Origin of the sequence: Inquilinus limosus MP06 (assembly GCF_000767795.1) — a bacterium.
In the GTDB taxonomy this organism is placed as follows: domain Bacteria; phylum Pseudomonadota; class Alphaproteobacteria; order DSM-16000; family Inquilinaceae; genus Inquilinus; species Inquilinus limosus_E.
Map to the genome: position 1 here is coordinate 1 of NZ_JANX01000018.1, position 25,636 is coordinate 25,636.

Annotated in this window: 24 protein-coding genes; 9 read left to right on the forward strand and 15 right to left on the reverse strand. The window is 69.0% G+C overall.

The genetic code is table 11. The features are described 5' to 3' along the window. From P409_RS03290 to P409_RS03315, 6 genes are all read right to left on the reverse strand, one after another. A partial coding sequence (locus tag P409_RS03290; protein WP_193366471.1) for a phytanoyl-CoA dioxygenase family protein occupies positions 1–952 on the reverse strand: 952 nt, incomplete at its 3' end. A 97-nt stretch (positions 953–1,049) separates the two neighbouring features. Then, positions 1,050–1,895: a carbohydrate ABC transporter permease gene (locus tag P409_RS03295; RefSeq protein WP_052119981.1), complete on the reverse strand. Its 846-nt coding sequence runs from the start codon at positions 1,893–1,895 to the stop codon at positions 1,050–1,052. Further along, positions 1,885–2,826 (reverse strand): carbohydrate ABC transporter permease, encoded by a 942-nt coding sequence (locus P409_RS03300; RefSeq protein WP_034831668.1) that lies wholly within the window; start codon positions 2,824–2,826, stop codon positions 1,885–1,887. Before P409_RS03300 ends, P409_RS03295 begins: the two co-directional genes overlap by 11 nt. Next, positions 2,823–4,040 (reverse strand): ABC transporter substrate-binding protein, encoded by a 1,218-nt coding sequence (locus tag P409_RS03305; protein WP_034831671.1) that lies wholly within the window; start codon positions 4,038–4,040, stop codon positions 2,823–2,825. Before P409_RS03305 ends, P409_RS03300 begins: the two co-directional genes overlap by 4 nt. A gap of 154 nt (positions 4,041–4,194) precedes the next feature. Further along, positions 4,195–5,520, reverse strand: coding sequence for an alpha-L-fucosidase (locus P409_RS03310; RefSeq protein WP_034831673.1), 1,326 nt, complete (start codon positions 5,518–5,520; stop codon positions 4,195–4,197). Further along, complete coding sequence (locus tag P409_RS03315; protein ID WP_034831676.1) at positions 5,517–6,830, reverse strand: L-fuconate dehydratase; 1,314 nt, start codon at positions 6,828–6,830, stop codon at positions 5,517–5,519. The genes P409_RS03310 and P409_RS03315 overlap by 4 nt, the downstream gene beginning before the upstream one ends. A 222-nt stretch (positions 6,831–7,052) precedes the next feature. On the opposite strand from P409_RS03315, the gene P409_RS03320 reads away from it, so the two are divergent. Next, positions 7,053–7,739, forward strand: a complete 687-nt coding sequence (locus P409_RS03320) for a FadR/GntR family transcriptional regulator (RefSeq protein ID WP_052119982.1) — start codon at positions 7,053–7,055, stop codon at positions 7,737–7,739. 9 nt (positions 7,740–7,748) lie between these two features. On the opposite strand, the gene P409_RS03325 is transcribed toward P409_RS03320, so the two are convergent. Continuing rightward, complete coding sequence (locus P409_RS03325; protein ID WP_034831707.1) at positions 7,749–8,219, reverse strand: DUF2231 domain-containing protein; 471 nt, start codon at positions 8,217–8,219, stop codon at positions 7,749–7,751. Positions 8,220–8,424: 205 nt separating this feature from the next. Between P409_RS03325 and P409_RS03330 the strand changes: the two genes are divergently transcribed. The 4 genes from P409_RS03330 to garD all read left to right on the forward strand — a co-directional run bounded on the left by P409_RS03330 (position 8,425) and on the right by garD (position 13,319). After that, positions 8,425–9,750, forward strand: coding sequence for an MFS transporter (locus tag P409_RS03330; protein ID WP_034831678.1), 1,326 nt, complete (start codon positions 8,425–8,427; stop codon positions 9,748–9,750). An 83-nt stretch (positions 9,751–9,833) separates the two neighbouring features. Further along, a complete protein-coding gene (locus P409_RS03335) occupies positions 9,834–10,784 on the forward strand; it encodes a LysR family transcriptional regulator (protein ID WP_052119983.1) in 951 nt (316 codons plus the stop codon). Between the two features lie 50 nt (positions 10,785–10,834). Continuing rightward, positions 10,835–11,773, forward strand: a complete 939-nt coding sequence (gene kdgD / locus P409_RS03340) for a 5-dehydro-4-deoxyglucarate dehydratase (protein ID WP_034831710.1) — start codon at positions 10,835–10,837, stop codon at positions 11,771–11,773. Between the two features lie 13 nt (positions 11,774–11,786). Beyond that, a complete protein-coding gene (gene garD, locus P409_RS03345) occupies positions 11,787–13,319 on the forward strand; it encodes a galactarate dehydratase (RefSeq protein ID WP_034831680.1) in 1,533 nt (510 codons plus the stop codon). A gap of 9 nt (positions 13,320–13,328) precedes the next feature. On the opposite strand, the gene P409_RS03350 is transcribed toward garD, so the two are convergent. The 6 genes from P409_RS03350 to P409_RS03375 all read right to left on the reverse strand — a co-directional run bounded on the left by P409_RS03350 (position 13,329) and on the right by P409_RS03375 (position 18,980). Next, complete coding sequence (locus tag P409_RS03350; RefSeq protein WP_202964535.1) at positions 13,329–14,069, reverse strand: ABC transporter ATP-binding protein; 741 nt, start codon at positions 14,067–14,069, stop codon at positions 13,329–13,331. Further along, positions 14,059–14,802, reverse strand: a complete 744-nt coding sequence (locus P409_RS03355) for an ABC transporter ATP-binding protein (RefSeq protein ID WP_034831683.1) — start codon at positions 14,800–14,802, stop codon at positions 14,059–14,061. The genes P409_RS03350 and P409_RS03355 overlap by 11 nt, the downstream gene beginning before the upstream one ends. Next, on the reverse strand, positions 14,799–15,776 hold the full coding sequence (locus P409_RS03360; RefSeq protein WP_034831685.1) for a branched-chain amino acid ABC transporter permease: 978 nt from the start codon (positions 15,774–15,776) through the stop codon (positions 14,799–14,801). The genes P409_RS03355 and P409_RS03360 overlap by 4 nt, the downstream gene beginning before the upstream one ends. Then, a complete protein-coding gene (locus tag P409_RS03365) occupies positions 15,773–16,651 on the reverse strand; it encodes a branched-chain amino acid ABC transporter permease (RefSeq protein ID WP_034831687.1) in 879 nt (292 codons plus the stop codon). The genes P409_RS03360 and P409_RS03365 overlap by 4 nt, the downstream gene beginning before the upstream one ends. Positions 16,652–16,706: 55 nt before the next feature. Next, a complete protein-coding gene (locus P409_RS03370) occupies positions 16,707–17,849 on the reverse strand; it encodes an ABC transporter substrate-binding protein (RefSeq protein WP_034831688.1) in 1,143 nt (380 codons plus the stop codon). A 120-nt stretch (positions 17,850–17,969) separates the two neighbouring features. After that, positions 17,970–18,980, reverse strand: a complete 1,011-nt coding sequence (locus P409_RS03375; protein WP_034831690.1) for a LacI family DNA-binding transcriptional regulator — start codon at positions 18,978–18,980, stop codon at positions 17,970–17,972. A 205-nt stretch (positions 18,981–19,185) separates the two neighbouring features. Here P409_RS03375 and P409_RS03380 point away from each other — a divergent pair, with 205 nt between their 5' ends. From P409_RS03380 to P409_RS03395, 4 genes are all read left to right on the forward strand, one after another. Next, entirely contained in the window at positions 19,186–20,538 is a 1,353-nt protein-coding gene (locus P409_RS03380; protein ID WP_034831692.1) for an ABC transporter substrate-binding protein, read from the forward strand. Positions 20,539–20,769: 231 nt separating this feature from the next. Continuing rightward, positions 20,770–21,720, forward strand: a complete 951-nt coding sequence (locus tag P409_RS03385) for a carbohydrate ABC transporter permease (RefSeq protein WP_034831693.1) — start codon at positions 20,770–20,772, stop codon at positions 21,718–21,720. Further along, positions 21,713–22,564 (forward strand): carbohydrate ABC transporter permease, encoded by an 852-nt coding sequence (locus tag P409_RS03390; RefSeq protein ID WP_034831694.1) that lies wholly within the window; start codon positions 21,713–21,715, stop codon positions 22,562–22,564. Before P409_RS03385 ends, P409_RS03390 begins: the two co-directional genes overlap by 8 nt. Positions 22,565–22,587: 23 nt before the next feature. Continuing rightward, complete coding sequence (locus P409_RS03395) at positions 22,588–23,763, forward strand: glycoside hydrolase family 172 protein (protein ID WP_034831696.1); 1,176 nt, start codon at positions 22,588–22,590, stop codon at positions 23,761–23,763. 131 nt (positions 23,764–23,894) lie between these two features. Here the strand turns inward: P409_RS03395 and P409_RS03400 are convergent, their stop codons facing one another. Both P409_RS03400 and P409_RS03405 read right to left on the reverse strand, forming a co-directional pair. Beyond that, positions 23,895–24,737 carry a carbohydrate ABC transporter permease gene (locus P409_RS03400; protein ID WP_034831698.1) on the reverse strand — a complete coding sequence of 281 codons (843 nt, stop codon included), beginning with the start codon at positions 24,735–24,737 and terminating at the stop codon, positions 23,895–23,897. After that, a partial coding sequence (locus P409_RS03405) for a carbohydrate ABC transporter permease (RefSeq protein WP_202964536.1) occupies positions 24,727–25,636 on the reverse strand: 910 nt, incomplete at its 5' end. The genes P409_RS03400 and P409_RS03405, both read right to left, overlap by 11 nt.

The following is a 25,636-nucleotide window of genomic DNA, read 5'->3' on the forward strand; positions in this document are numbered from 1 at the left end:
GCGCCGCCTCCCCGATCGCGCCGAGGGCATAAGCGGCGTCGAGCTGCAGTGCCTCGTCGTCGCCGTCGAGATGGGGCAGCAGCGCCGGCACCAGCGCCCCGGCCGAGGGGCCGAGATCGGAGATGGTCGACATCGCGGCGGCAGCCTCGGCCGCCGTGCCGGCCAGGGCCGTGCGCAGGGCGTCGAGGTCGGCCGTGCCGCCGGCCGACGTGCTGCCGGTCAGCCAGCGCCAATGCGCCTTCCACGCCGCCTCCATCGGGAAGGACGGCGTCTGGTCCGGCGCCCGCCACGCCGGGTCGCCATGCTGCCAATCCGGCGCCGCGACCGGGGCCATGCGGATGAATTCGAACTTCATCATGAACCGCTTATCGGCGGTCAGGTTCTTCATCTTCCGGTGCCAGATGTCGTAGTGGATCATCAGCACCGAGCCGGCGGGACCGGAGCCGTTCTTCTCCAGCGCGTCCGGGTCCTGGATCCCGGCGGCGAGCAGATGGCTGCCCGGCACCACCCCGGTCGGCCCAAGCTCGGCCGGCGTGTCCTGCGGGTAGTACATGATCATCACCCAGCGCGGCCGGTGGTTCCGCACCCGGCGCATGTAGCCCCAGTAGCTGTCCTTGTGCCAGTTCTGGATCGGCGAGCCCGGCGGGTTCTTATGCAGCGCCCGGTGCGGATGCATGATGTAGTCCGGCCCCAGCACGCTGGTCAGCGCGCCCTTCACCACCGGGTCCTCGAACACGGCGTTGATCTCCGGCACAAGCGGCAGGAGGTTGTTGCCCGGGTTCTCCAGCTTCTCGCCGCCGATCAGCTCATCGAAGCGCTGGAAGATCTGGTCGTGGAACGATTTCGGCAGCGCCGTCTGCAGCACCAGATAGCCATTCGCCAGGAACTGGCGGATCTGTGCGTCGGTGAGGAGGCGCGGCGCCTCTTCCTGCGCCGGAACATGCATGTCCATGGTCGTTCCCTTCCCGTCCTATGGGGCGTGCGTCAATGATGCGACTCTAAATGGGATTTAGCAATATCTCGTCATCTCTAAATCCTCTTTAAAATGACTACCGCCCGCCGAAGCCGGAATTCATGGCGATGCCGCTGAAGATATAGCGCTGCAGCAGGATGGTGAGGCACAGGCCCGGGATCATCGAGATCGCGGCGCCGGCCATCAGGTAGTTCCACTGCGTGCCCTGCTGGGTCTGGAACATGGTGAGGCCGAGCGGGATGGTCGCGTGCTCGGTGCCGTTCACGATGATCAGCGGCCACAGGAAGCTGTTCCACTGCGCCGTGAAGGTGAACAGCGCCAGCAAGCCCAGCACCGGCAGCGACATCGGCAGGATGATGCTGACCAGGATACGCAGGCGCGAGGCGCCGTCGCACAGCGCCGCCTCCTCCAGCTCGCGCGGGATGGTCTTGAAGAACTGGCGCAGCATGAAGGTGCCGAAGGAGCTGAAGGCCACCGGCAGGATCAGCGCCTGGAAGGTGTTGACCCAGTCTAGCCTGCTGATCAGCAGGAACAGCGGGATCACCAGCACCGCCTGCGGGATCATCAGCGTCGAGAGGTAGGTCAGGAACAGCGTGTCGCGTCCGACGAAGCGCAGCCGGGCGAAGGCATAGGCGGCGAGGCTGGAGACGGTCAGCACGATCACCGTCACGGCGGCGGAGACCATGGCGCTGTTCAGGAAGAAGCGGCCGAACGGCAGGTAGACCCAGGCGTCGAGGAAGTTGCCCCACTGCCAGTCGCTGGGCAGCAGCCGCGGCGGCACCGCCAGCACCTCGCCATTCGGCCGGATGGCGTTGGTCAGCATCCAGAAGAACGGGAACAGGAAGGCCAGCGCCACCAGCGCCATCGCCCCCTGCGAGACCAGCGTGCCGGCGGTGACGGGGCGGGAGTTCCTATTCGTCATAGTGCACCCATTTCCGCTGCAGCCGGAACTGGAGCGCCGTCAGCGCCATGATGATCACGAACATCACCCAGGCGATCGAGGAGGCGTAGCCCATCCGGTAGGTGGTGAAGCCGTTCTGGTAGATGAAGAAGCCGAGCGTCGCGGTGGCGGCGCCGGGGCCGCCGCGGGTCATGGAATAGACCTGGTCGAACACCTGCAGCGCGGTGATCGCGGTCATCACCGTGCCGAAGAACAGGGTCGGCGAGATCAGCGGCAGCTTGATCCGCCAGAAGCGCTGCCAGGCATTGGCGCCGTCGATCTGGGCGGCGTCGAGATAGGTCTGCGGGATCGATTCCAGCGCCGCGCCGAACAGCAGCAGGTTGTAGCCGAAGCCCGACCACAGCGAGACGATGACGATCGCCTGCATCGCCCAGGCGGGATCGACCAGCAGGTTCGGGATCGGCAGGCCGAGCGACTGCACCAGCCAGTCCATCAGCCCGCCCGGGGTGAAGATCAGCAGCCAGACCACCGAGGCGCCGATCATCGGGGTGAAGGTCGGCAGGAAGAAGATCAGCCGGAAGAAGCGCTTGCCCCAGCGCAGGCTGGAGATCCAGACCGCCATGCCGACCGACAGCACGATGTTCAGGACCAGGTATTCGGCGGTGTAGAAGACGGTGTTGGCCAGCGCCCGCCAGAAGCTGGGATCGACCTTGAACAGCCGGATGTAGTTGGCGACGCCGACGAATTTCGGCTCGGTCAGCAGCTGCCAGTTGGTGAAGCTGAGCGCCAGCGACGCCAGCAGCGGGAACAGCAGGAAGGCGAGGAAGCCGAGCAGGCTGGGCAGCAGGAACCAGAAGGCGGCCCGCCCCTCCGCCCGGAAGGCGCGGCGGCGCCGCCGGGCCTGGGGAACGCCCGCCACCTGCGCCCCGAGTTCCTGGGCCTGCACGGTCATTCGGCGGCCAGGCCCTGCACGGTGTCCAGCACCTCGGCGCCGGTCTGCGACCCGCCATAGGCCAGCGGCGCATACTGCTCCAGCAGCTCGTACACCGTGTTCCAGTTGGCCGTGGTGCGGTAGGGCTGGGCGGTCTTCAGCGCGAAGTCGATGGTCTCGCGGGCATCGGCGACGCCCTGCGCCGCGACGTCGTACCAGTAGCCCTGCTGCGCGGTCCGGGCCGGGAAGGCGCGGCCCTGGGAGGCCAGGTACTGCTCCGCCTCCGGCCCGGTCAGCACCTGGATCGCCTTCCAGGCCAGGTCCTTGTGCGGGCCGGCCTTGTTGATGCCGAAGCCCGAGCCGGCGGTGAAGGTGATGCTGCCGGCCTTGCCGGCGGGCAGCGGCGCCAGCCCGACCGGGAAGCTGGAGGATTTGCGGATGTTGATCATCTCCCACGGGCCGGTGACGTACATGGCGGCGTTGCCGGCCAGGAAGCGGCCGCGGGCGATGTCGCCGGAGGGCTGTCCGCTGGCCGCGATCACCGGCGCCACCTTCTCCTTGGTCACCAGGTCGACATAGGACTGGAAGGCGGCCTGCAGCTCGGGGTCGCTGAAGTTCAGCCCGCCCTCGTCGGTCAGGTACTTGGCGCCGTCGGAGATCGCGAATTCCAGCCAGTCGCTGGCGGTGACGGCGAAGCCGTAATTGCCGTCCCGGGTCAGCGCCTTGGCCGCGGCCAGGAAGTCGGCCCGGGTCCAACCGGCCTTGGGCGGCTCGACCTTGTATTTCGCGAACAGATCGCGGTTGTAGTAGACGACCAGCGGCCCGAAATCATAGGGCAGCGCGTAGAGATGGCCGCCATAGCTGAGGCCGTCGAGGATCGATTTGTCGAACTGGCCGAGGTCGAAGCCGTCCTTCACGTGCTCGTCCAGCGGCTCGAACAAGGTGGTGAAGTTGGACAGGCGCAGCGACTGGATGCTGACGATGTCCGGCAGCGTGTTCGAGGCCGCCAGCGTCGGCAGCTTGGTCCAGTAGTCGCGCCAGGGGGAGGTCTGCAGCTCGACCTTGATGTCGGGGTACTGGGCGTTGACCAGCCCGGCGACATGCTGCCAGGCCGCGGTCTCGGCGTCGGTGCTGCTCCACATCTGCCAGGTCAGGGTCACCGGCTCGGCCCGGGCCGGTGCGGCGGACAGCGACAGGGCGGCGGCCACCGCGAGAATGGTCGTCAGCGTCTTCATGGCGTTTGTCCTCCTGCTGCGGCCGCCTTCTGCCGGGCGGGCGCTTGATGGATTGGCATCGAACTCCCCCTCACCCCTCCCGCCGCCTTCGGCGTCGGGCCCCTCCCTCTCCCCAAGGAGAGGGGCGGCGCCGGCGGTTGGCCCGCCGCGCCGCTTACAGCTTGGCGTCCTCCTTCAGGAACAGCTCCACCACCGGCACGGTCACATCCGGGCGGCGCACCGGCAGCTCCAGGGTCAAAGTGCCGGCGGTCAGCGGCACATGGGTATTGCCGCCGAGCGCGGGGTCGGTCGGCTCCAGCCGCTTCACCTCGCTGGCGTCGTGCAGCAGCTGGGCGTAGGCCACCTTGCCGCCGAGCCCGTCGAGATGCAGGTGCCGGAACGGCCAGGCGAAGAGATGGACGTAGAGCCGGTTGCCGTTGCGCGTCAGCCGGCAGTCGCGCGGCACCGGAATCCCGTTCCCCGCGGCGCCGCAGCTATAGATGCTGCGGCCGTGCAGCTCCAGCCAGCGGCCATAGGTCTCGAGCGCCGCCTTGGCGCGGTCGTCGAAGGTGCCGCGGCCGGTCGGGCCGACGTTCATCAAGAGGTTGCCGCCCATGGCGACGTTGTCGACCAGGAGCTGGATCAGCTGCTCCGGGTTCTTCCAGCTGGTCTCGTCGCGGTGGTAGCCCCAGGAGCCGCTGAAGGTATGGCAGGACTCCCAGGTCACCGCCCGGTCCAGCACCCGCGGCGCCCGGCGCGGCAGGAACTGCTCCGGCGTGGTGATGTCGGGCGGCACGCCGAGGACGTCCAAGAGGTCGAGCCGGTTGTTGACCAGCACATCCGGCTGCAGCTCGCGCACCAGCGCCAGCAGCCGCTCGCTTTCCCAGTCCTTATGGCCCTTGCCCGGCAGGTCCCTGTAGGGCCGGTCGGGGTAGGAGAAGTCGAACCACAGCACGTCGATCCTGCCGTAGCCGGTCAAGAGCTCGCGCACCTGGTCGCGCATATAGGCGGCGTAGCGGCGCATGTCCCGGCCCCGGTTGAGCGCCGCCGCCTCCGGATGGTTGCGCTGCGGATGGTGGACGTCGATGGTGAAGTCCGGGTGGTGCCAGTCGATCAGCGAATAGTAGAAGCCGATCTTCAGCCCCTCGGCCCGGAACGCCTCGACGAAGGGCTTGATCAGGTCGCGGCCGCCGGGGGTGTTGGTCGCCTTGTAGTCGGTGACCTGGCTGTCCCACAGGCAGAAGCCCTCATGGTGCTTGGCGGTCAGCACCACGTATTTCATCCCGGCCTGCTTGGCCCGGGCGGCCCAGTCGCGCGGATCGTACAGGTCGGGGTCGAAATGCTCGAAATAGGCGCGGTAGGCGTCGTCGCCGATCTCCTCCCGGCTCTTCACCCATTCGTGGCGGGCCGGCAGGGCGTAGAGGCCCCAATGGATGAACATGCCGAAGCGATCGTGCACGAACCAGGCCTTCTTCTCTTCCGGCAGGAAGGTCGCGCTCATGGCTGGGCCTCCTGCTCCTCCCGCCAGGCGCTGCCATCGGGGAAGCGATGGGCCTGGAGCGAGGCGGGCTTCATGGCGATGGAATAGCCGGGCGCCGTCGGCGCGGCGTAGCAGCCGTCCACGATCCGCACCGGGTCGACGAAATGCTCGTGCAGATGGTCGACATATTCGATGAAGCGGCGGTCCTTGCTGCCGCTGACGGCGACGAAGTCCCACATCGACAGATGCTGCACGTATTCGCACAGGCCGACGCCGCCGGCATGGGGGCAGACCGGCACGCCGAACTTGGCCGCCATCAGGATGATGGCCAGGTTCTCGTTGACGCCGCCGACGCGGGCGGCATCGATCTGGCAGAAACCCATGGCCGCAGCCTGCAGGTACTGCTTGAACATCACCCGGTTGTGGACATGCTCGCCGGTCGCCACCCGGGTGCCGTAGCGCCGCAGCACCCGGTCGATCGCGGCATGGCCGAGGATGTCGTCGGGGCTGGTCGGCTCCTCCACCCACAGCGGCTTGAAGGGCAGCAGCGCGGTCGACCATTCGATCGCCTGGCCGACGTCCCAGACCTGGTTGGCATCGACCATGAAGGTGAGGTCGTCGCCGATCTCGCCGCGCACCAGGGCGGCGCGGGCCAGGTCGGCCGCCCGATCGGCGCCGACCTTGATCTTGAACGCCTTGAAGCCCTGGGCCAGCGCCTCGCGCACCAGGCGGCGGATCTTGTCGTCGCTGTAGCCGAGCCAGCCGGCGCTGGTGGTGTAGGCGGGATAGCCCTCGGCCAGCAGCCGCTCGATCCGTTCGGCCTTGCCGGCCTCCTGCTTCCGAAGGAGCTCCAGCGCCTCGTCGGGCGTCAGCGCGTCGGTGATGTAGCGGAAGTCGATGCAGCGCACCGTCTCCTCGGGCGTCATGTCGGCCAGCAGGCGCCACAGCGGCTTGCCCTCGGCCTTGGCCCAGAGGTCCCAGATCGCATTCAGCATCGCCGCGGTGGCGAGCTGCATCACCCCCTTCTCCGGTCCCAGCCAGCGCAGTTGACTGTCGCCGGTGAGGCGACGGTAGGTCGCGCCCATGTCGCGGGTGAATTCGGAGAGGTCCCGGCCCAGCACCGCCGGCTTCAACGCCTCGATCGCGGCGCAGACGATGTCGTTGCCGCGGCCGATGGTGAAGGTCAGGCCGTGCCCTTCCAGATCGCCGTCGGTCGAGAGGATCACGTACGCGGCGGAATAGTCTGGGTCGGGATTCATGGCGTCCGACCCGTCCAGCCTCTTCGCGGTCGGGAAACGGATGTCGAGGACGCTGATCCGGTCGATTTTCAAGGGTGTCTCCGTCCCAGGACGGCGCGCCGTGACGGCGGCCCGAGCGACGTTCCACGGCCGCTCTTGCCGGCGGCTGGCCCGCCTTTTGGCCGGCGGGGTCTTGGCATTAGGGGCCGGGTGCGGCTAGGCTGTCAAGTGGTCAGGCCAGCTCAAATGGGATTTAGACTGAGATTCTTTGGGCGCCGGCTGGCTGATGGTGAGGCCTTAAAGCGGCAGGGCAGGATGCCCCTTCAAGCGGTCGTCAATCGCAAGCTCTACATCCAGATCGCCGAGCAGATCACGGCGCTGATCGAGTCGGGCGAGTTCAAGCCGGGGCGGCAGCTGCCCTCCGAGCGCGACCTGGCCCAGCAGCTCGGCGTCAGCCGCCCGACCGTGCGCGAGGCGCTGATCGCGCTGGAGGTGGCGGGGCTGGTCGAGGTCAAGATCGGGGTCGGCGCCTTCGTTCGCGCCGCCGCCAAGGGCCCCCTGCCCGAGGCCGACCATTCGGCGCTGGAGATCATGCAGGCAAGGGCGCTGGTGGAGCCGGAGCTGGCGGCGCTGGCCGCCCGGCACATCACCGAAGATGGTCGGGCCGAGCTGGCCGGCATCATCGCGGCGATGCGCGGCCAGACGGCGCGGCGGGAATGGTCACAGGACTCCGACCGGGCCCTGCACCTGCTGATCGCCGAGCATTGCGGCAACCAGGCGCTGCGCGAGATCGCCCTGACCCTGTGGCGCGGCCGCGAGGAGGGGCTGAGCGCCGCCTTCCACCAGCACCTGTCGCGCCGGCCGGCGCTCTTGGACCGGATCATGGCCGACCATGACGGCATCGCCGCGGCGATCGCCGCCGGCGACCCCGACCGGGCCCGGACGGCGATGGCGGCGCATCTCGACTATGTGCAGAAGGAAGCGCTGGCGGTCTGGGACTGATGCCGCCTGCTACTGGCGCGGCTCGTCCTGCACCGCGACGCGGCCGCGGAAGACGAGTTCGCCGCCCAGCCAGCCGGTGACGCCGAAGATGGCGACCGCGACGATCGACAGGACCAGGCCGAGCGGCAGGACCGCCCCTGCCGCATCCTGGGTGCGCTGGAAGAAGCTGAAGGCCTGGATCAGCACGACGACCACATTGCCGATCGCGTGCGGCCAGGCGCCGCTCAGCCCCCGGATGCGCGGGTCGCCGCTGAAGTCGACCACGCCGGCGACCGCCGCCAGGACGGCCCCGATCAGCCCGGCGCCCAGCAGCCACATCGCACCGGTCGCGAAGGCCGGCTCATGTCCGCTCCAATAGACGACGTCGAACAGCAGCGTGGCCACGAAGAAGCCGATGGGCAGCGTCACCAGCAGCGGATGCAGCGGATGGCCCATGATCGCCGCGGTGGCCGCGGGATTGCGGGTCTGTGGCGCCGGCATGATCACCTCCATCGCGTCGCACGACGCGAGAGCCAATGACGAGAATAGCCGGATAGGCAGCATCGTTCCGTCGACCGCGGCAATGGCAGATTCGATGCCATTCCTGGATCGATCGATGCCCATTCGGAAATAGAACTGGATCGAACCCGCTCCTACGGTTCCGCCCGAGATCAAGGCTCGCAGAGCCGGAACCGGGAGGAATCCGATGGCCGTCACCGCTGCCGTCGACCGCGTCGCCAGAAGTCGAATCCGCTATCAGATCCTGCTGATGCTGTTCGCGGTGACGGTGCTGAACTATGCCGACCGCGCCATCATCTCCGTCGCCGGCGCGCCGCTCTCCAAGGAGTTCGGCATCGACCCGGTGGCGATGGGCTACATCTTCTCGGCCTTCAGCTGGTCCTATGTCGCGGCGCAGATCCCGGGCGGCTGGCTGCTCGACCGCTATGACACCAAGCGGGTCTATGCCATCGGCATCCTGTTCTGGTCGGTCTTCACCTTCCTGCAGGGCTGGGCCGGCTTCTTCGGCGGCGGGGCCGCGGTGGTGCTGCTGTTCGTCTTCCGCCTCCTGGTCGGCGTGGCCGAGGCGCCGTCCTTCCCCGGCAACGCCCGGATCGTCGCCGCCTGGTTCCCGGGCGTCGAGCGCGGCACGGCCTCGGCGATCTTCAACTCGGCCCAGTATTTCGCGCCGGTGATCTTCGCTCCGCTGACCAGCTGGATCGTCCAGGAATACGGCTGGCGCTGGGCCTTCTTCGTCATGGGCGTGCTGGGCCTCGCCGTCGTCGCCCTGTGGAACCGGACCATCCACGGGCCGAAGGAGCATCCCTTGGTGAACCGGGCGGAGCTCGATCACATCGCGCAGGGCGGCGGCACGATGTCGATCAGCGGCGCCAGGACCGGTGCCTCGGCGGCGCGCTGGAGCGACGTCCGGCAGCTCTTGGGCAACCGCATGCTGCTCGGCGTCTATGTCGCACAGCATTGCATCAACGTGATCACCTACTTCTTCCTGACCTGGTTCCCGATCTACCTGGTCAACGACCGCGGCATGTCGATCCTGAAGGCCGGCTTCGTCGCCTCCCTGCCCGCCCTGTGCGGCTTCATCGGCGGCGTGCTGGGCGGTGTCATCTCCGACCATCTGTACAAGCGCACCGGGTCGCTGACCCTGGCGCGGAAGCTGCCGATCGTCGCCGGCATGCTGCTGTCGATGACCATCATCGGCTGCAACTATGTCGACGACCCGGTGCTGGTGGTCGGGCTGATGGCGCTGGCCTTCTTCGGCAAGGGCATCGGCGCGCTGGGCTGGGCCGTGGTCTCCGACACCTCGCCGAAGGAGATCGCGGGGCTCAGCGGCGGCCTGTTCAACATGTTCGGCAACACCGCCGGCATCACCACGCCGATCATCATCGGCTACATCCTGCACGCCACCGGCTCGTTCAACGGCGCGCTGGTCTTCGTCGGCCTCAACGCCTTCGTCGCCATGGCCGCCTATCTCTTCGTCGTCGGCGAGATCAAGAGGGTCGAGCTGAAGCGATGAGGCGGCCGATCCGGCCCCTCCCCTTTCGCCAACCGCGGCAAACGGGGCAGTATCCGCCCCTGATTGCCGCGGGACGCCCACCGATGTTCGACCTGAACCAGCTGCGCTGCTTCGTCGCCGTCGCCGAGGAGCTGCATTTCGGCCGCGCCGCCGCCCGGCTGAACATGACCCAGCCGCCCTTGAGCCGGCAGGTGCAGATCCTCGAGCGCATCCTCGACGTCGCTTTGTTCGAGCGCACCAGCCGTTCGGTGCGGCTGACCCCGGCGGGGCAGAGCTTCCTGGCCGAGGCGCGGCGGATCCTGAAGCAGGCGGAGGGCGCGGCCCTGCTGGCCCGCCGCGTCGCCGCCGGCCAGGCCGGCGCGATCGGCATCGGCTTCACCGCCACCTCGGCCTACAGCTTCCTGCCCGACCTGGTCTCCGCCTGCCGCCGGCAGCTGCCCGACGTCACCCTGGTGCTGCGCGAGATGGTGTCGGGCGACCAGGTCGAATCCCTCGCCTCCGGCCAGATCGATGCCGGGCTGCTGCGGCCGCCGGTGGTGCAGGGCGGCACCGCCAGCTTCCGCGTCGCCGAGGAAAGGCTGATGGCGGCGGTGCCGGCGGACCATCCGCTGGCCGCCGCCCCGCGCCTGTCGCTACGCGACTTCGCGGCGGCGCCCTTCATCATGTACGCGCCGCATGAGGCGCGGTACTTCCACGACCTCGTGATCGAGCTGTTCGCCCGCTCCGGCCTGCTGCCGGACTATGTCCAGCATCTCAGCCAGATCCACTCGATCCTGGCGCTGGTCCGATCCGGCCTCGGCCTGTCGATCGTGCCGGAGGCGGCGCTGCAGCTGCAGATCCGCGGCGTGGTGCTGCGGCCGCTTGACCTCGCCGCGCCGCGGTCGGCCGAGCTCTACATCGCCTGGCGCCAGGACAACGACAACCCGCTGCTGCCGCTGGTGCTCGACATCGCTCGCGGGCTGGCGGAGCAGCATCGCCTGAACGATGCACAGAACGCATCGATCGATCCAGCAATCGGGTTGGAGCGGAATTGATCCCGCCGCTAGAACAAGGGCGACCTTGATTTGGAAGTGGGAGGACGATGATGGCCAGGATGACCCCGAACGAGATGGCGCAGCGGCTCGGCTCCGGCCTGCTGTCCTTCCCCATCACCCCGTTCGACCGCGACAACGCCTTCAATGCGGAGCGCTATCGTTCCAACCTCGACTGGCTGTGCAGCTACGACGTCGTCGGGCTGTTCGCCGCCGGCGGCACCGGGGAGTTCTTCTCGCTGGCGCCGTCCGAGGTCGAGACCGTGGTCCGAACGGCGGTGGAGGAGACCCGCGGCCGGGTGCCGGTGATCGCCGGGGCCGGTTATGGCACCGAGATCGCAAAGCAGATGGCCGCTGCGGCCGAGCGCGCCGGCGCCGACGGCATCCTGCTGCTGCCGCCCTATCTGGTGCATTCCGAGCAGGAGGGGCTGGCGGCCCATGTCGAGGCGGTCTGCGCCGCCACCAAGCTGGGCGTCATCGTCTACAACCGCGACAACGCGATCATCACCGAGGACACGCTGGCCCGGCTGTGCGAGCGCTGCCCGAACCTGGTCGGCTACAAGGACGGCATCGGCGACATCGAGCTGATGACGCGGGTCCAGCTGCGCATGGGCGATCGGCTGACCTATATCGGCGGGCTGCCGACGGCCGAGACCTACGCCCTGCCCTATCTGGAGATGGGCGTGACCACCTATTCCTCCGCCGTTTTCAACTTCGTGCCGGAGTTCGCGACCAGGTTCTATGCCGCGGTGTGCCGCCGCGACCGCGAGACGGTGCAGGCGGGGCTGCGCGACTTCATCCTGCCGCTGATCGCGATCCGCAACCGCCGCAAGGGCTATGCGGTGTCGATCATCAAGGCCGGGATGCGGGTGATCGGCCGGGATTCCGGGCCGGTGCGGGCGCCGCTGCACGACCTGACCGAGGCCGAGACCGAGCAGCTGGCGGCCCTGGTGCAGGATCTGGCGCGGAGTAGCTTCGCCGCCGCGGCGTAACGGGAGAGCGACGATGCCGGAGCCAGGAACGGCCGAAACACCCCGCACCATCCGGCTGCACGAGGCCGACAACGTCGCCATCGTGGTCAACTCCTTCGGCCTGCCGGAGGGCACGCGCCTTCCGGACGGCCCGACCCTGCGGCAGTTCGTGCCGCAGGGGCACAAGGTGGCGCTGTCCGACATCGCCGAGGGCGCCGCGATCCGGCGCTATGGCGAGGTGATCGGCCGCGCCGCCCGGCCGCTCCAGGCCGGAGACTGGGTCGAAGAGGCGGCGGTGCTGGTCCCCGCCGCCCCCGCGCTGGACCGGCTGGAGCTCGCCACCCGGCCGGCGGCGCCGCAGCCGCCGCTCGAAGGCTATACCTTCGAGGGTTTCCGCAACCCGGACGGGTCGGTCGGCACCAAGAACGTGCTGGCGATCAGCACCAGCGTGCAATGCGTGGCCGGGACGCTGGATTTCGCGGTGAAGCGGATCAAGGAGCAGCTGCTGCCCCGCTTCCCGAATGTCGACGACGTGGTGGCGCTGAACCACAGCTACGGCTGCGGCGTGGCGATCAACGCGCCGGAGGCGGTGGTGCCGATCCGCACCCTGCAGAACCTGGCGCTGAACCCGAATTTCGGCGGCGAGGTGATGATCGTCGGCCTCGGCTGCGAGAAGCTGCAGCCCGAGCGGCTGATGCCCGACGGCATGCCCCCCGGCATCGTCCGGCTGCAGGAGGAGGCCGGCTTCGGCGCCATGGTCGATTCGATCCTGGCCATGGCCGAGGCGCGGCTGGAAATCCTGAACCGGCGCCGGCGCGAGACCTGCCCGGCCTCGGACCTCGTGGTCGGGGTGCAGTGCGGCGGCAGCGACGCCTTCTCCGGCGTCACCGCCAACCCGGCGGTGGGCTTCGCCGCCGACCTGCTGGTGCGCGCCGGCGCCACGGTGATGTTCTCCGAGGTCACCGAGGTGCGCGACGCCATCCACCTGCTGACGCCGCGCGCGGCGACTGAGGAGGTCGGCCGCGCCCTGATCCGCGAGATGGCCTGGTACGACGCCTATCTCGCCCGCGGCGAGGCCGACCGCAGCGCCAACCCGTCGCCCGGCAACAAGAAGGGCGGCCTGGCCAATGTCGTCGAGAAGGCGCTGGGCTCGGTGGTGAAATCGGGGTCGAGCCCGATCGTCGACGTGCTGTCGCCCGGCGAGCGGGTGCGCAAGAAAGGCCTGGTCTTCGCCGCCACCCCGGCCAGCGACTTCGTCTGCGGCACGCTGCAGCTGGCCTCGGGCATGACGCTGCAGGTCTTCACCACCGGCCGCGGTACGCCCTACGGCCTGGCGGCCGCACCGGTGATCAAGATGTCGACCCGCACCGACCTCGCGCAGCGCTGGTCCGACCTGATCGACCTCGACGCCGGCCGGATCGCCAGCGGCGAGGCGACCATCGAGGAGGTCGGCTGGGACCTGTTCCGCCTGATCCTCGACGTCGCCAGCGGCCGCACCAGGCCCTGGTCCGACCGCTGGGGCCTGTTCAACGCGCTGACCCTGTTCAACCCGGCGCCTGTGACGTGACCGGCGGGGTCAGGCCGGCTCCGCCGTCATGCCGCCGCCGAGGAACATCTCGCCGATCCGCGGATCGGCCAGGATCGCCTGGGCCCGGTCCTGCAGCCGGGTGCGGCCGAGCTCCAGCACCAGCCCGTGATCGGAGATCTGCAGCGCGCTGCGGGCATTCTGCTCGACCATCAGCACCGACACGCCGCGGTCGCGCAGGCCGGTCAGGATGGCGAAGGTCTCCTGCACCATCAGCGGCGACAGGCCGATCGACGGCTCGTCGATCAGGATCAGCTTCGGGTCGAGGAGGAGCGCGCGGGCGATCTCCAGCAGCTTCTGCTCGCCGCCCGACAGGGTCGAGGCCTGGCGGTCGGCCTTGCGGCGCAGCACCGGGAAGCGGTCCATCGCCGCCTCGATCCGCGCCGGCAGGTCGGCGACGCCCTGCGCCGCCACCCCGCCGAGCTCCAGATTGTGGCGGACGCTGAGCTCCGGAAAGATGTTGCGGCCCTGGGGCACGTAGCACAGGCCGAGACCCAGCAGCCGGCGCGGCGTGGCGTTGGTGATGTCGGCGCCGTCGAAGCGGATGCGGCCGGAGCGCACGGGCAAGAGGCCGAACACGGTCTTGAACACGGTCGACTTGCCGGCCCCGTTCGGCCCGATCACGGTGGTGATCGCGCCGCGCGCCACCCTGAAGCTGGTGCCGTTGAGGATGGTCATGCGGCCATAGCCGGCGACCACGTCCTGCAGCTCCAGGATCGGCTCAGTGTCCAAGATAGGCCTCGATCACGTCGGGGTTGCCGCGGACCTCCTCCGGCGTGCCCTGGGCGATGATGCGGCCCTCGGCCAGGACCAGGATCCGGCTGCACAGCGACATCACGAATTCCATGTTGTGCTCGATCACCACGAAGGTCGCCCCCTCCTCCCGGTTCATCGCCGCCAGGCGGTCCTTCAGCCCGGCCAGCATGGTCGGGTTGACCCCGCCGGCCGGCTCGTCCAGCAGGGTCAGCCGGGGCCCGGCCATGAAGGCCATGGCGGCATCCAGGAGTTTCTGCTGGCCGTAGCTGAGGCCGCCGGCCTTGGCGTCGGCCAGGTGCTGCAGCCGGAAGAAAGCGATCATCCGTTCGGCCGCCGCGCCCAGCCCGGCGTCGCGGCGGCCGAACAGGCGGGACAGCATCGACCCCTGATGCTCCTGCCCCGCCAGGATCAGGTTCTCGCGCACCGAGAGCTGGGGGAAGATCTGCAGCAGCTGGAAGGTGCGGCTGACCCCCATGCGGTTGAGGTCGCAGGGGCGCGAGCCCGTGACCGGCCGGCCGTCGATCCTGACCTCGCCGGCGCTGGGCTTCAGCTGCCCCAGGATGCAGTTGAACAGGGTCGACTTGCCGCTGCCATTCGGCCCGATGATGCCGAGGATCTCGCCCGGATGCACCGCGAAGGACACGCCGTCGACCGCCGCGATGCCGCCGAAGCTGCGGCGCAGGCCGCTGACCTCCAGCACCGGGCTCATCGAGCCGCCTCCCCAACCGCTTCCGGCGCCGGGCTGCGCCGCAGCGGCCGCAGCAGCCGGTCGGCCAGGCCCAGCAGCCCGGTCGGGCAGGCCGCCATCAGCGCCATCACCAGCAGGGCGTAGAGGATCAGGTAGTAGCCCTCGGTGAAGCGCAGCCATTCCGGCAGCAGCACCGCCACGAGCGCGCCGAGGAACGGGCCGAAGAAGTATCCGGCGCCGCCGACCACCACCATCAGCAGCAGGTTCAGCGACAGGCCGAGGCCGAAGGGCGTCGGGTCGACGAACTGCACCAGCGGCGCGTAGAGCGCACCGGCGAAGCCGCCGAGGGCCGAGCCGAGGGCGAAGGCGATCAGCGTGTAGCGCCGGGTGTCGACGCCGAGCGACAGCGCCCGCACCGGATTCTCGCGCAACGCCACGAAGGCCCGGCCCCAGGGCGAGCGCAGGATCCACCACAGGGCCGCCGATACCAGCACAAGCATGCCGAGGCAGAAATGGTAGAAGGCGGTGGCCTTCCCGGTCGTCCAGCCCAGCACCACCGGCCGCGGGATGCCGCTGATCCCGGTGATGCCGCCCGTCAGCCAGTCCTCGTTGCGGAAGACGAGATAGGCGAGGGTGGTGAAGGCCAGGGTGACGAAGGCGAGGTAATGATGCTGCACCCGCAGCGCCGGATAGCCGAGGATCCAGCCGATGGCGAAGCTGATCGCGCCGGCGACCAGGAAGGCGATGCCGAAGGGCCAGCCCTGGGTGGTCAGGATCGCTGCGGTGTAGGCGCCGATGCCGACGAAGGCCGCCTGGGCCATCGACACCTGTCCGGCATAGCCCAGGGTGAGGTTCAGCCCCATCGCGGCGATGGTCATCACCAGCCAGGTGCTGATCAGGTAGATGCCGTAGGATTTCAGGCCGAAGGGCAAGGCGGCGAGCGCGGCCAGGGCGAGGACCAGTGCCAGGCCCGAGAGGATCCGGCGCCGGGTCATACCGTGCGCTCCTCGGCCCGGCCGAGCAGGCCCTGCGGCCGGAAGAGGATCACCGCGATCAGCAGCAGCAGCGGCACGGCGGCGCGGTACTGGGCCGAGACATAGGCGGCCATCAGGTTGTCGATCACGCCCAGCAGCAGCCCGCCGGCAATGGCGCCGCGGATCTGGTTGAAGCCGCCGACGATGGCGGCGATGAAGGCCGCCAGGCCCAGCGTCTCGCCGTTCGAGAACTTGGCCAGGTAGATCGGGCTGACCAGCAGCGACGCCAGCGTCACCAGGCCGGCGTTGATCAGGAAGGTGTAGAGGATCATGCGCTCGACCGGGATGCCGAGGATCCGCGCCACGGTCGGGTTCTGCGCCGTGGCCTGCATGCAGCGGCCGGTGCGGGTGCGGTTAAGGAACAGCTGCAGCACCACCACCGCCACCACCGCGACCGCGATCACGGCGAGGTCCTGCAGCGACAGGGTGACGCCGGCGAGCGAGACGTCGCCGGCCGGCACCAGCGCCGGGAAGGGCTGCGCCTCGGCGCTGTAGAACTCCTTCACCGATTCCTTCAGGAACACGCCGAAGGCGATGGTGGCGATCACCAGCGGCAGCACGCCGTGCCGCAGCATCGGGTCGACCAGCAGGCGCTTGAACAGCACGCCGAGGATGATCAGCGCCAGCACCGCGCCAATGCCCACCGCCGGCCAGAACGGCAGGTCGCCGAAGCGCATCGCCGCCAGGATGAGGAAGGCCGGCAGCATCACGAACTCGCCCTGGGCGAAGTTGATGGTCTGCGAGGTCTGCCAGAGCAGGGTGAAACCGATGGCGACGAGGGCGTAGATCGCGCCCGTCGCCAGGCCGGAGGCGAGAAGCTGCAGGACATTCGCCATGATGGGGATCCTCGGGGCCCCGGCCCGCCGCGCCGGACGGGCCGGATGCGCGCGGTCAGTGGCCGAGCTTGGGCAGGGTCTTGACGATCACCTGCCGGCCGTTCTCGACCTCGGCCAGGAAGCTGACGCGGTCGACATCGCCATTCGCGTCCCAGGTGGTGTCGATCAGGATCCCCGGCTCGTCCTGGGTGGTGATGGTCAGGCCGTGCAGCGTCTCGGCCAGCGCCACGCTGTCGACCTTGCCGATCTTCTGGGTGGCGTAGCGCACGGCGTAGACCGCCAGATAGGCCTTGATGGCGTTGTGGTCCGGCAGGTAGCCGTAGCGCGCCTGGAACCGGTCGCGGAAGGCGCGGATGGTGTCGAAGGGCGCGTCGGCCGACAGCCCGACATGGCCGCGGACGCCGTTGGCCGCGTCGCCCGCCAGGTCGATCACCTTCTGGTTCAGGAGCGTGGTCTCGCCGATCAGCGGGATGGCGATCGCCTGCTTGCGGGCCTCGCGCAGGAAGCGCGCGCTCTCCTCCTCATTGGTGTAGACGATGGCGGCGTCGGCGCCGGACGATTTCAGCTTCACCACATCGGCGGCGAAATCGGCCTGGCCGGATTCGGTCGACAGGTCGGCCACCACCTCGATGCCATGCGCCTTCATCTGCTCCAGGATGGCGTCGTGGCCGCCCTTGCCGAAATCGTTGTTGACCCAGACCACGGCGACCTTCTTCGCCTTCAGGTCGTCGGCCAGGTAGTTGGCCAGCTTCGGCATCGCCGCCGCCTGGCTGATCGAGGTGCGGAAGATGTAGGGGTTGCCGGCCTGGGTCAGCTCGGTCGCCTCGGCGCCGGTGAACTGCGGCACCTCGGCCTGCTGCGCCAGCATCATGTTGACCTTGACCGAGCCGGAGAAGATCGGGCCGAAGATCACATAGGGCTCCTCGTCCAGCGCCTTCTGCACCTGGGCGCGGGAGACGCCGGGGTTGGTCTGGGTGTCGTAATGCGAGACCTCCAGCGTCCGGCCGAGGATGCCGCCCTTCTGGTTGATCTCCTCCACCGCCATCTCGATCGCGTTCTTCCAGTTGGTGCCGACCGTGGCGCCGGCGCCGGACAGCTCGATCACATCGGCGATGCGGATCGGGTCCTCGGCCCGCGCCGGCCCGGCCAGGGCCAATGCCAGGGCCACGCCCATGCCGAAGGCGGTTCGCAGTCCCATCTCGTCTTCCTCCCCTGTCAGCCTGTTGTTCTGGGTCGATCCCGGCCGACTACCACAGGGACGATCGGGCGACGAGGGGCTTGACGTCAATGATCGGACAAAAAGCGGCGAACGGCCCGGTCAGGCGATCACGCGGCAGGAATCGCGCACCGCCAGCTGCGACGCGAACACCGCACGCACCGGCTCGGCCGGCGCCGTGCCGGCCAGGCGCGCCAGCAGGCATTCCACCGCCCGCTCGCCCATCGCCCGCACCGGCTGCACCACCGCGGTCAGCCCCGGCGAGAAGGCCGTGCTCCATTCGAAATCGCCGATGCCGGCGACCGAGACGTCCTTCGGGCAGCGGAAGCCCTGCTCGGCGATCGCCCGCATCACCCCGATCGTGGTCAGGTTGCTGGTCGAGAAGATCGCGGTCGGCCGTGGCCGCCGGTGCAGCAGCGCCGCGGTGGCGTCCTTCGCCGTCTCGATCTGGAAGTCGCCGCAGACGGCGAGATCCTCGTCGAAGGCGATGCCGGCCTCGTCCAGCGCCTCGCGATAGCCGTCGAAGCGGTCGGTCGCGGTCGAGATCCCCGGCCGGCCGGTGACGACGCCGATGCGGCGATGGCCGCTGCGGACCAGATATTCCACCGCCATCCGCGCCGCCCCGCGGTCGTCGAGCATCACCGAATCGAACCCGGGCAGCCCCCGCAGCGTGCGGTCGACCAGCACCGCCGGCACGGTGACCAGGCGCCGGATCGCCTCGGCATTGCCGGGCTCGACCCCGCTCAGCACCAGGATCAGCCCGTCGGCGCGCTGGGTGCGCATCAGTTGCAGGTGCCGCAGCTCCTTCTCCGGGTCGTCGGCGGAGGCGCACAGCACCAGGGCGTAGCCGGCCGCGTCGCAGGCCCGCTCGATCGCGGCGGCCAGGGCGGCGAAGAGCGGGTTGGTCAGGTCCGGGATGATCAGGCCGATGGTGCGGGTGCGGCCGGTCTTCAGGCTGCGCGCCACCCCGTCCGGGGCGTAGCCCAGCTCCTCGATCGCCTGCAGCACCCGCTGGCGCAGCGCGGCGCTGACCGGCGCCGTCCGGTTGACCACCGCGGAGACCGAGCCGATCGACACCCCGGCCCTGTTCGCCACGTCCCGCAATGTCGCCATGGTCTTCCGAAGCCGTTGCCAAGCCGCGAATCGGATGATAGCGTTTCTGAAACGTTTCAAACAAGCGAATCGCAGCCGAAACCCGAGAGATCGGACGGCTGTGCCTGGTTGCGGTTTGGCCGGGTCTGTCGGATCGGCTGAAAGGTTTCGATCCGGCCGTGACACCGGTGCCGCATCGCGACGCGACAAGAAGGGGAGGACCGCCATGACCCGCCGCAACGGCACCACCGGACACCCGATCGGCCGCCGGAGATTGCTGGCCGCCGGCACGGCGCTGGCCGGCGCCGGCCTGCTGCCGATGCCTTACATCTCCCGCGCCCGCGCGGCCGACGGGCCGCTGAAGTTCTGGCAGTTCTACGCCCCCGGCGGCGCCGTGCCCGGCCAGGTGCAGTGGTTCCAGGACATGGTCAAGGCCTGGAACGACAGCCAGGAGACCAAGGTCGAGCTGGAATACATCCCGACCTCGCAATACATCAACGGCACCAAGCTGCAGACCGCCTTCGCCGCCGGCGAGGGTCCCGACATCTTCCTGATCAGCCCCGGCGACTTCCTGCGCTACCACAATGGCGGGGCGCTGCTGGACCTCGCCCCCTATGTCGCGGCCGAGGCCCGCGCCGATTACTACGACACCGCCATCGCCACCCGGCTGGTCGATGACGGCCTGTTCGGCCTGCCGATGGAGGTGGAGCCGATGGCGATCTACTACAGCGTCAAGGCCTTCAAGGAGGCCGGGCTGGGCGAGGCCGACATCCCGAAGACCTGGGACCAGCTGCTGGAGGTCGCCAAGACGCTGACCAACGACCGGCGCTTCGGCATCCTGTTCGAGACCAATCCCGGCTACTACCAGAACTTCACCTGGTACCCGTTCCTGTGGCAGGGCGGCGGCGAGATCGTCGGGAAGGACGGCAAGAGCGGCTTCAACTCCGACGCCGCAAAGGCCGCGCTGAAGTTCTGGCAGGACGCGGTGCAGCAGGGCGTGGCCCCGCGCAAGCCGCTGGGCTACGGCGCCAACGACATCGCCGCCAATCTCGGCTCCGGCTTCTGCGCCATGCAGAATGTCGGCATCTGGGGCATCAGCGCGCTGCGCAACGCCGACCCGAACTTCGAATACGGCGTGTTCAAGCTGCCGGTGCCCCAGGGCGGCCAGGACCGCACCGTGGCCGGCGGCTGGGCCTTCGTCGCCAACGCCAATGGCCGCGACCCGGAGACGGCGGGGAAATTCTGCGCCTGGGCGCTGGGGTCGATGGAGCCGGGTTCGGTGCGGCGCGTCGCCGACTGGTGCACCAAGGCCAAGAGCGACATGCCGCCGCGGAAGTCGGCTTTCGCCGAGGCCGCCGCCGCCCAGGCCTATGGCAGCGGCGCGATGAAGACCTTCGCCGACCAGGTGTTCCCGACCGCCCGCGGCGAGCCGCGGGTGCCGCCCCAGGTGTACAAGGCGATCTCCGACGCCATCCAGGCCTGCCAGCTGAACGGCGAGGACCCGGGCAAGCGGGCCGAGATGGCGGCGCAGCAGATCGACAGCTTCTTGGCCGGCTATGACGGCGCGCCGATCCTATGAGCCTGGCGATGCATGGCGCTTCCGATCACATGTCCCCTTGCTTTCTTAGTCCCCCCTCCCTCGCGGGAGGGGGCTAGGGGGAGGGGGTTCCCTCGGCGTGCGCCGGCGCTGGCGCACAGACGTCGGCGATCACGGAGACGATCCTGGCCATTCACGCGCGGACGCGCGCAGACCCCTCCCCCTGCCCCCCTCCCGCAAGGGGAGGGGGGACTCAAAAGGATGGCCGGTGGCATGAGTACGGCCTCGCGAGTTGCAATTCCGCGGACGGCAGCAGGGACAGCGAAGCCCCGCCGCCTGTCCGCCCGGCACCGGGAGTGGATCGCCGGCTACCTGTTCGTGCTGCCGGACGCGCTGGGCCTGCTGGTCTTCGTCGGCGGGCCGATGCTGCTGTCGCTCAGTCTCGGCTTCTTCGGCGTCACCGGCTTCGGCGGCTACCGCTTCGTCGGCCTGGCGAACTACCGCCGGATGCTGGCCGACCCGCTGTTCCTGGAGAGCCTGAAGGTCACCCTGCTCTATGTCGTGCTGCTGGTGCCAAGCCTCTACATCACCGGGCTGGGGCTGGCCCTGCTGGTGCACCGGCGCAGCCGCTTCTCCGGCCTGTTCCGGACGCTGTTCTTCCTGCCGCACATGGTCAGCCTGGTGGTGGTCGGGCTGATCTGGCAGGTGCTGCTGATCGACAAGATCGGCGTCGTCAGCCGGGTCTCGGCCGCGCTCGGCCTCGGCGGCCTGTCCTGGCTCGGCGACCCCAGCCTGGCGCTGTACGCCATCGTCGGGGTCAGCGTCTGGTTCCTGATGGGCTACTACATGCTGATCTTCCTGTCCGGGCTGCAGGACATCCCGCGCGAATATCTCGACGCGGCGCGGATCGACGGCGCCGGGCCGGTGGCGTCCTTCCGCCACATCATCCTGCCCCTCCTGCGCCCGACCAGCTTCTTCGTGCTGCTGGTGTCGACCGTCACGGCGGTGGCCGGGGCCCAGACCTTCGATCTGGTCTATGTCATGACCAAGGGCGGGCCGGCCAATTCGACCTCGCTGGCGATCTATTACATCTACGAGCAGGCGTTCCAGTTCGGCGAATACGGCTATGCGGCGGCCATGGCCTCGGTGCTGGTGATCATCCTCCTGGCCTTCACCGTCCTGCTGTTCCGGGTCACGCGCGGCGGACGCTTCGACTATGACTGACGCCACCGATTTCATTGATCGGGGGCCCGCCCGCGCCGTCCGCCCGGCCGGCACCGTCTGGTTTCTCGCCTCGGCCCTCGCCGCCCTTATGACGGTGGCGCCGCTCTTGTGGATGCTATCGATCGCCTTCAAGGGGCCGGACGAGATCTTCGACCCAGGGCTGATCCCGACACGGCCGACGCTGGACAACTTCCTCTACGTCTTCACCGAGGTCGATTTCCTGCGCTTCCTCCTGAACACGCTGGTGGTCGCCGGGTCGGTGACGGTGATCGCCCTCCTGTTCCACTCCATGGCCGGCTACGCCCTGGCGCGGCTGCGCTTCCCGGGGCGCGAGGCGATCTTCCTCGGCATGTTCGCGACCTTCCTGATCTCGCTGCCGGTGATCATCGTGCCGCTGTTCATCCTGGTGCGGCAGCTGGGGCTGGTGAACTCCTATGGCGGGCTGATCATCCCGGCGATCTTCAACGCCTTCGGCATATTCCTGCTGCGCCAGTTCTACCTGAACGTGCCGCGCGAGCTGGAGGAGGCGGCGTTCATCGACGGCGCCGGCTACTGGCGGGTCTACTGGAGCATCGTGCTGCCGCTGTCGCGGCCGATCCTGGCCGCCCTGGCGATCTTCTTCTTCCTGGCCAACTGGAACGCCTTCCTGTGGCCGCTGACCATCACCACCGACGAGAGGCTGTGGGTGGTGCAGGTCGCGGTCGCCAGCTTCCAGGCCCAGTACTCGGCCTCCTGGAACTACATCATGGCCGCCTCCACCGTGGTGGCGCTGCCGACCCTGCTGCTGTTCGTCCTGTTCCAGCGGCAGATCATCGAATCGATCAAGACCGGCGGGCTGAAATAGCCGCCGCCACGGGAGACAGCATCATGCAGAGCAATGCCGGATTGTCGCCGCTGCGCGGCCTGGCCAAGCTGCGCCAGGCCCGCACCCGGCGCTTCTCCAGCTGGGACCGCACCGGCGGCAATGACGACCGGCTGCACATCGCCCCGGGCGAGACGGTGACGATCGCCGAGGCCGCGGGCGCCGGCGTGGTCACCCATATCTGGGTCACGGTGAACTGCGCCAGCCGGCACGCGCTGCGCAAGATCGTGCTGCGCGCCTGGTGGGACGGCGAGGCCGAGCCCAGCATCGAATGCCCGCTGGGCGACTTCTTCGGCATGGGCCATGCCCAGACCCGCAACTTCGCCAGCCTGCCGCTGCAGATGAGCCCGCAGGACGGCAAGGCGCTGAACTGCTATTTCCCGATGCCCTTCGCGGCCGGCATGCGCTTCGCCGTGACCAACGAGGCCGAGCACGAGCTGCTGTTCTACTACTACATCGACCTCGAGCTGCATGACGCGCTGGAGGACGGCCTCGGCCGCTTCCACGCCCAGTGGCGCCGGGCCGCGCCGCAGCCCTTCGACGAGGCCGGGCTGAGCAACGAGGAGGTGCTGTTCGGCGGCGTCACCACCGACGCGGCGAGGAACCACACCATCCTCGACGCCGCCGGCCACGGCCACTATGTCGGCTGCCTGCTGAGCGTCTATTCGCTGCGCCGGTCGCGCAACTGGGACTGGTATGGCGAGGGCGACGACATGATCTTCGTCGACGGCGAGCCCGGGATCTCGGTGCCGGATGCCGGCCGCAAGCGGCAGATCGCGGCGGAGGCGCCGCAGCCGGTGATCGCCGACCGGCCGGAGAGCGCGCCCGGCGCCAACGACGCCTGGCCGCCGACCCTGCACGGCACCGGCACCGAGGATTACTTCAACACCGCCTGGTGCCCGAACCAGGAATATTCCGCCCCCTATCACGGCATCATCGCCGGCGGCGGCCCGAACTGGCAGGAGCCGGTGACGCTCTACCGCTTCCACATCGAGGACCCGGTGGTGTTCCGGCGCTCGATCCGCGTCACCATCGAGCGCGGCCACGCCAACCGGCGCGACGACGAGGTGTCGAGCACCGCCTTCTGGTACCAGGCCGAGCCGCACAAGCCCTTCCCGCCCCTGCCCGCCGCCAAGGACCGGCTGCCGAGCTTCCGGGCGCCTTTCGAGGACAGGGGCTGAGGTCGCCCACCCCACCACCGTCATCGCGAGGCGCGAAGCGCCGTGGCGATCCATGGGCCGGTGCCGCTGGATCGCCACGCCCCTGCGGGGCCCGCGATGACGGCTCTGGGATATCGAGGGCTGAGACCCGGCTATCCCTTGAGCCCGGTATGCGCCAGTCCCTCGATGAACTGGCGCTGGGCGATCACGAAAACGATCAGCACCGGCAGCGCCGTCAGGGTCACCGCCGCCAGCTGGACGTTCCACATCGGGCCGCCATAGGCGTCGACATACTGCGTCAGCGCCTGCGGCAGGGTGAACTTCTCGGTCGAGGACAGATAGACGATCGGCTCGAGATACAGGTTCCAGCTGTGCAGGAAGGTGAAGATGGCGACGGCGCCGAGGGCCGGGCGGGCCAGCGGCAGGGCGATGCGCCAGAACAGCCCGAAGCGGCCGAGCCCGTCGATCCGCCCCGCCTCCTCCAGCTCCGGCGGCAGGGTGATGAAGAACTGGCGCATGATGAAGGTCGCCAGCACGCAGGGCGCGCCCAGGATCGGCACCAGGATCAGCGGCCAATGGGTGTTGACCAGGCCGAGCCCGAGGAAGAAGCGGAACAGCGGCACGATCGTCACCTCGCTGGGCACCAGGAGCGCCAGCAGCACCACCATGAACACCGCGTTCTGGCCCGGGAAGCGGATGCGGGCGAAGGCGTAGCCGGCCAGCGAGGCCACCGCCATGGTGCCGAAGGTCACCACCGCGGCGATGTAGAGGCTGTTCCAGTACTGCAGGGCGAAGGGCTGCAGGTCGAACACCTGGCGGTACGCGTCGAGGTCGAGGCTTCGCGGCAGCAGCGCCGGCGGGAAGGCGAAGATCTCCTGCACCGGCTTGAAGGAGGAGGTCACCATCCACCAGGTCGGGAAGACGAAGGGGATGGCCAGCACGCACATCAGCCCGTAGATCGCCAGGCGCGTCCGGGGGGAGAGATCAGCCCTCATGGAACACCCATTGGCGGCGCAGCTGCCACTGCGCGAAGGTCAGCACGGCGACGATGGCGAACAGCAGCACCGCCAGCGCCGAGCCATAGCCGAAGGCGTGGAACTGGAAGGCCTGCTGGTACAGGTAATAGACCAGCACGGTGGTCGAGATGCCCGGCCCGCCCTGGGTCAGCACCGCGATCTGGGCGAAGACCTGCAGCGACCCGACGATGGTGATGATCGAGGTCAGCAGGATGGTCGGGCTGATCAGCGGCAGGGTGATGCGGCGGAATTGCGCGAACCGGCCGGCGCCCTCGATCCGCGCCGCCTCGTACAGGTCGCGCGGCACGGTCTGCAGCGCCGCCAGGAACAGCACCATGTTCAGCCCGACATTCTTGAACACCTGGACCACGATCACCGACAGCATCGCCGTGGCCTCGCCGCGCAGCCAGTTGGGCCCGGCGACGCCGAACACCGCCAGGATGCCGTTGATGCCGCCATCCTTCTGCAGGAGGAAGCCCCAGACGATGGTCCAGGCCACCAGCGACACCACGACCGGCGAGAAGAACAGCGCCCGGAACACCGTCATGCCGCGCAGCCGCTGGTTCAGCAGCACCGCCAGCAGCAGCGCCAGGCTGAGATTCAGCACCACGAGGCCGGCGGAAAACAGGGCGGTGGCGCCCAGCACGCCCGGCAGCTCCGGATCCTGCAGCAGCATCCGGTAGTTGCCGTCGCCGACATAGTCGAAGCTGCCGGCCAGCACGTTCCATTCATGCAGGCTGTACCAGCCGACCAGTGCCAGCGGCATCAGCACGAACAGGGCGACGCCCACCAGCTGCGGCGCGACGAAGAGATAGCCGGCCACGGCGTCGCGGCGCCGCAGCGTCCAGAACGGCGCCCGGGGCGCTGCCGCCGCCACG

Excerpts from the sequence above, each read along its gene's own strand:
- garD (WP_034831680.1), top strand. The coding sequence starts at position 11,787 with ATGCCGGAGCCAGGAACGGCCGAAACACCCCGCACCATCCGGCTGCAC.
- P409_RS03365 (WP_034831687.1), bottom strand. The coding sequence starts at position 16,651 with ATGGCGAATGTCCTGCAGCTTCTCGCCTCCGGCCTGGCGACGGGCGCG.
- P409_RS03395 (WP_034831696.1), top strand. The coding sequence starts at position 22,588 with ATGCAGAGCAATGCCGGATTGTCGCCGCTGCGCGGCCTGGCCAAGCTG.
- P409_RS03320 (WP_052119982.1), top strand. The coding sequence starts at position 7,053 with ATGCCCCTTCAAGCGGTCGTCAATCGCAAGCTCTACATCCAGATCGCC.
- P409_RS03300 (WP_034831668.1), bottom strand. The coding sequence starts at position 2,826 with ATGACCGTGCAGGCCCAGGAACTCGGGGCGCAGGTGGCGGGCGTTCCC.
- P409_RS03335 (WP_052119983.1), top strand. The coding sequence starts at position 9,834 with ATGTTCGACCTGAACCAGCTGCGCTGCTTCGTCGCCGTCGCCGAGGAG.
- P409_RS03385 (WP_034831693.1), top strand. The coding sequence starts at position 20,770 with ATGAGTACGGCCTCGCGAGTTGCAATTCCGCGGACGGCAGCAGGGACA.
- P409_RS03370 (WP_034831688.1), bottom strand. The coding sequence starts at position 17,849 with ATGGGACTGCGAACCGCCTTCGGCATGGGCGTGGCCCTGGCATTGGCC.
- kdgD (WP_034831710.1), top strand. The coding sequence starts at position 10,835 with ATGGCCAGGATGACCCCGAACGAGATGGCGCAGCGGCTCGGCTCCGGC.
- P409_RS03400 (WP_034831698.1), bottom strand. The coding sequence starts at position 24,737 with ATGAGGGCTGATCTCTCCCCCCGGACGCGCCTGGCGATCTACGGGCTG.
- P409_RS03295 (WP_052119981.1), bottom strand. The coding sequence starts at position 1,895 with ATGACGAATAGGAACTCCCGCCCCGTCACCGCCGGCACGCTGGTCTCG.
- P409_RS03390 (WP_034831694.1), top strand. The coding sequence starts at position 21,713 with ATGACTGACGCCACCGATTTCATTGATCGGGGGCCCGCCCGCGCCGTC.
- P409_RS03310 (WP_034831673.1), bottom strand. The coding sequence starts at position 5,520 with ATGAGCGCGACCTTCCTGCCGGAAGAGAAGAAGGCCTGGTTCGTGCAC.
- P409_RS03355 (WP_034831683.1), bottom strand. The coding sequence starts at position 14,802 with ATGAGCCCGGTGCTGGAGGTCAGCGGCCTGCGCCGCAGCTTCGGCGGC.
- P409_RS03380 (WP_034831692.1), top strand. The coding sequence starts at position 19,186 with ATGACCCGCCGCAACGGCACCACCGGACACCCGATCGGCCGCCGGAGA.
- P409_RS03360 (WP_034831685.1), bottom strand. The coding sequence starts at position 15,776 with ATGACCCGGCGCCGGATCCTCTCGGGCCTGGCACTGGTCCTCGCCCTG.
- P409_RS03325 (WP_034831707.1), bottom strand. The coding sequence starts at position 8,219 with ATGCCGGCGCCACAGACCCGCAATCCCGCGGCCACCGCGGCGATCATG.
- P409_RS03375 (WP_034831690.1), bottom strand. The coding sequence starts at position 18,980 with ATGGCGACATTGCGGGACGTGGCGAACAGGGCCGGGGTGTCGATCGGC.
- P409_RS03330 (WP_034831678.1), top strand. The coding sequence starts at position 8,425 with ATGGCCGTCACCGCTGCCGTCGACCGCGTCGCCAGAAGTCGAATCCGC.
- P409_RS03305 (WP_034831671.1), bottom strand. The coding sequence starts at position 4,040 with ATGAAGACGCTGACGACCATTCTCGCGGTGGCCGCCGCCCTGTCGCTG.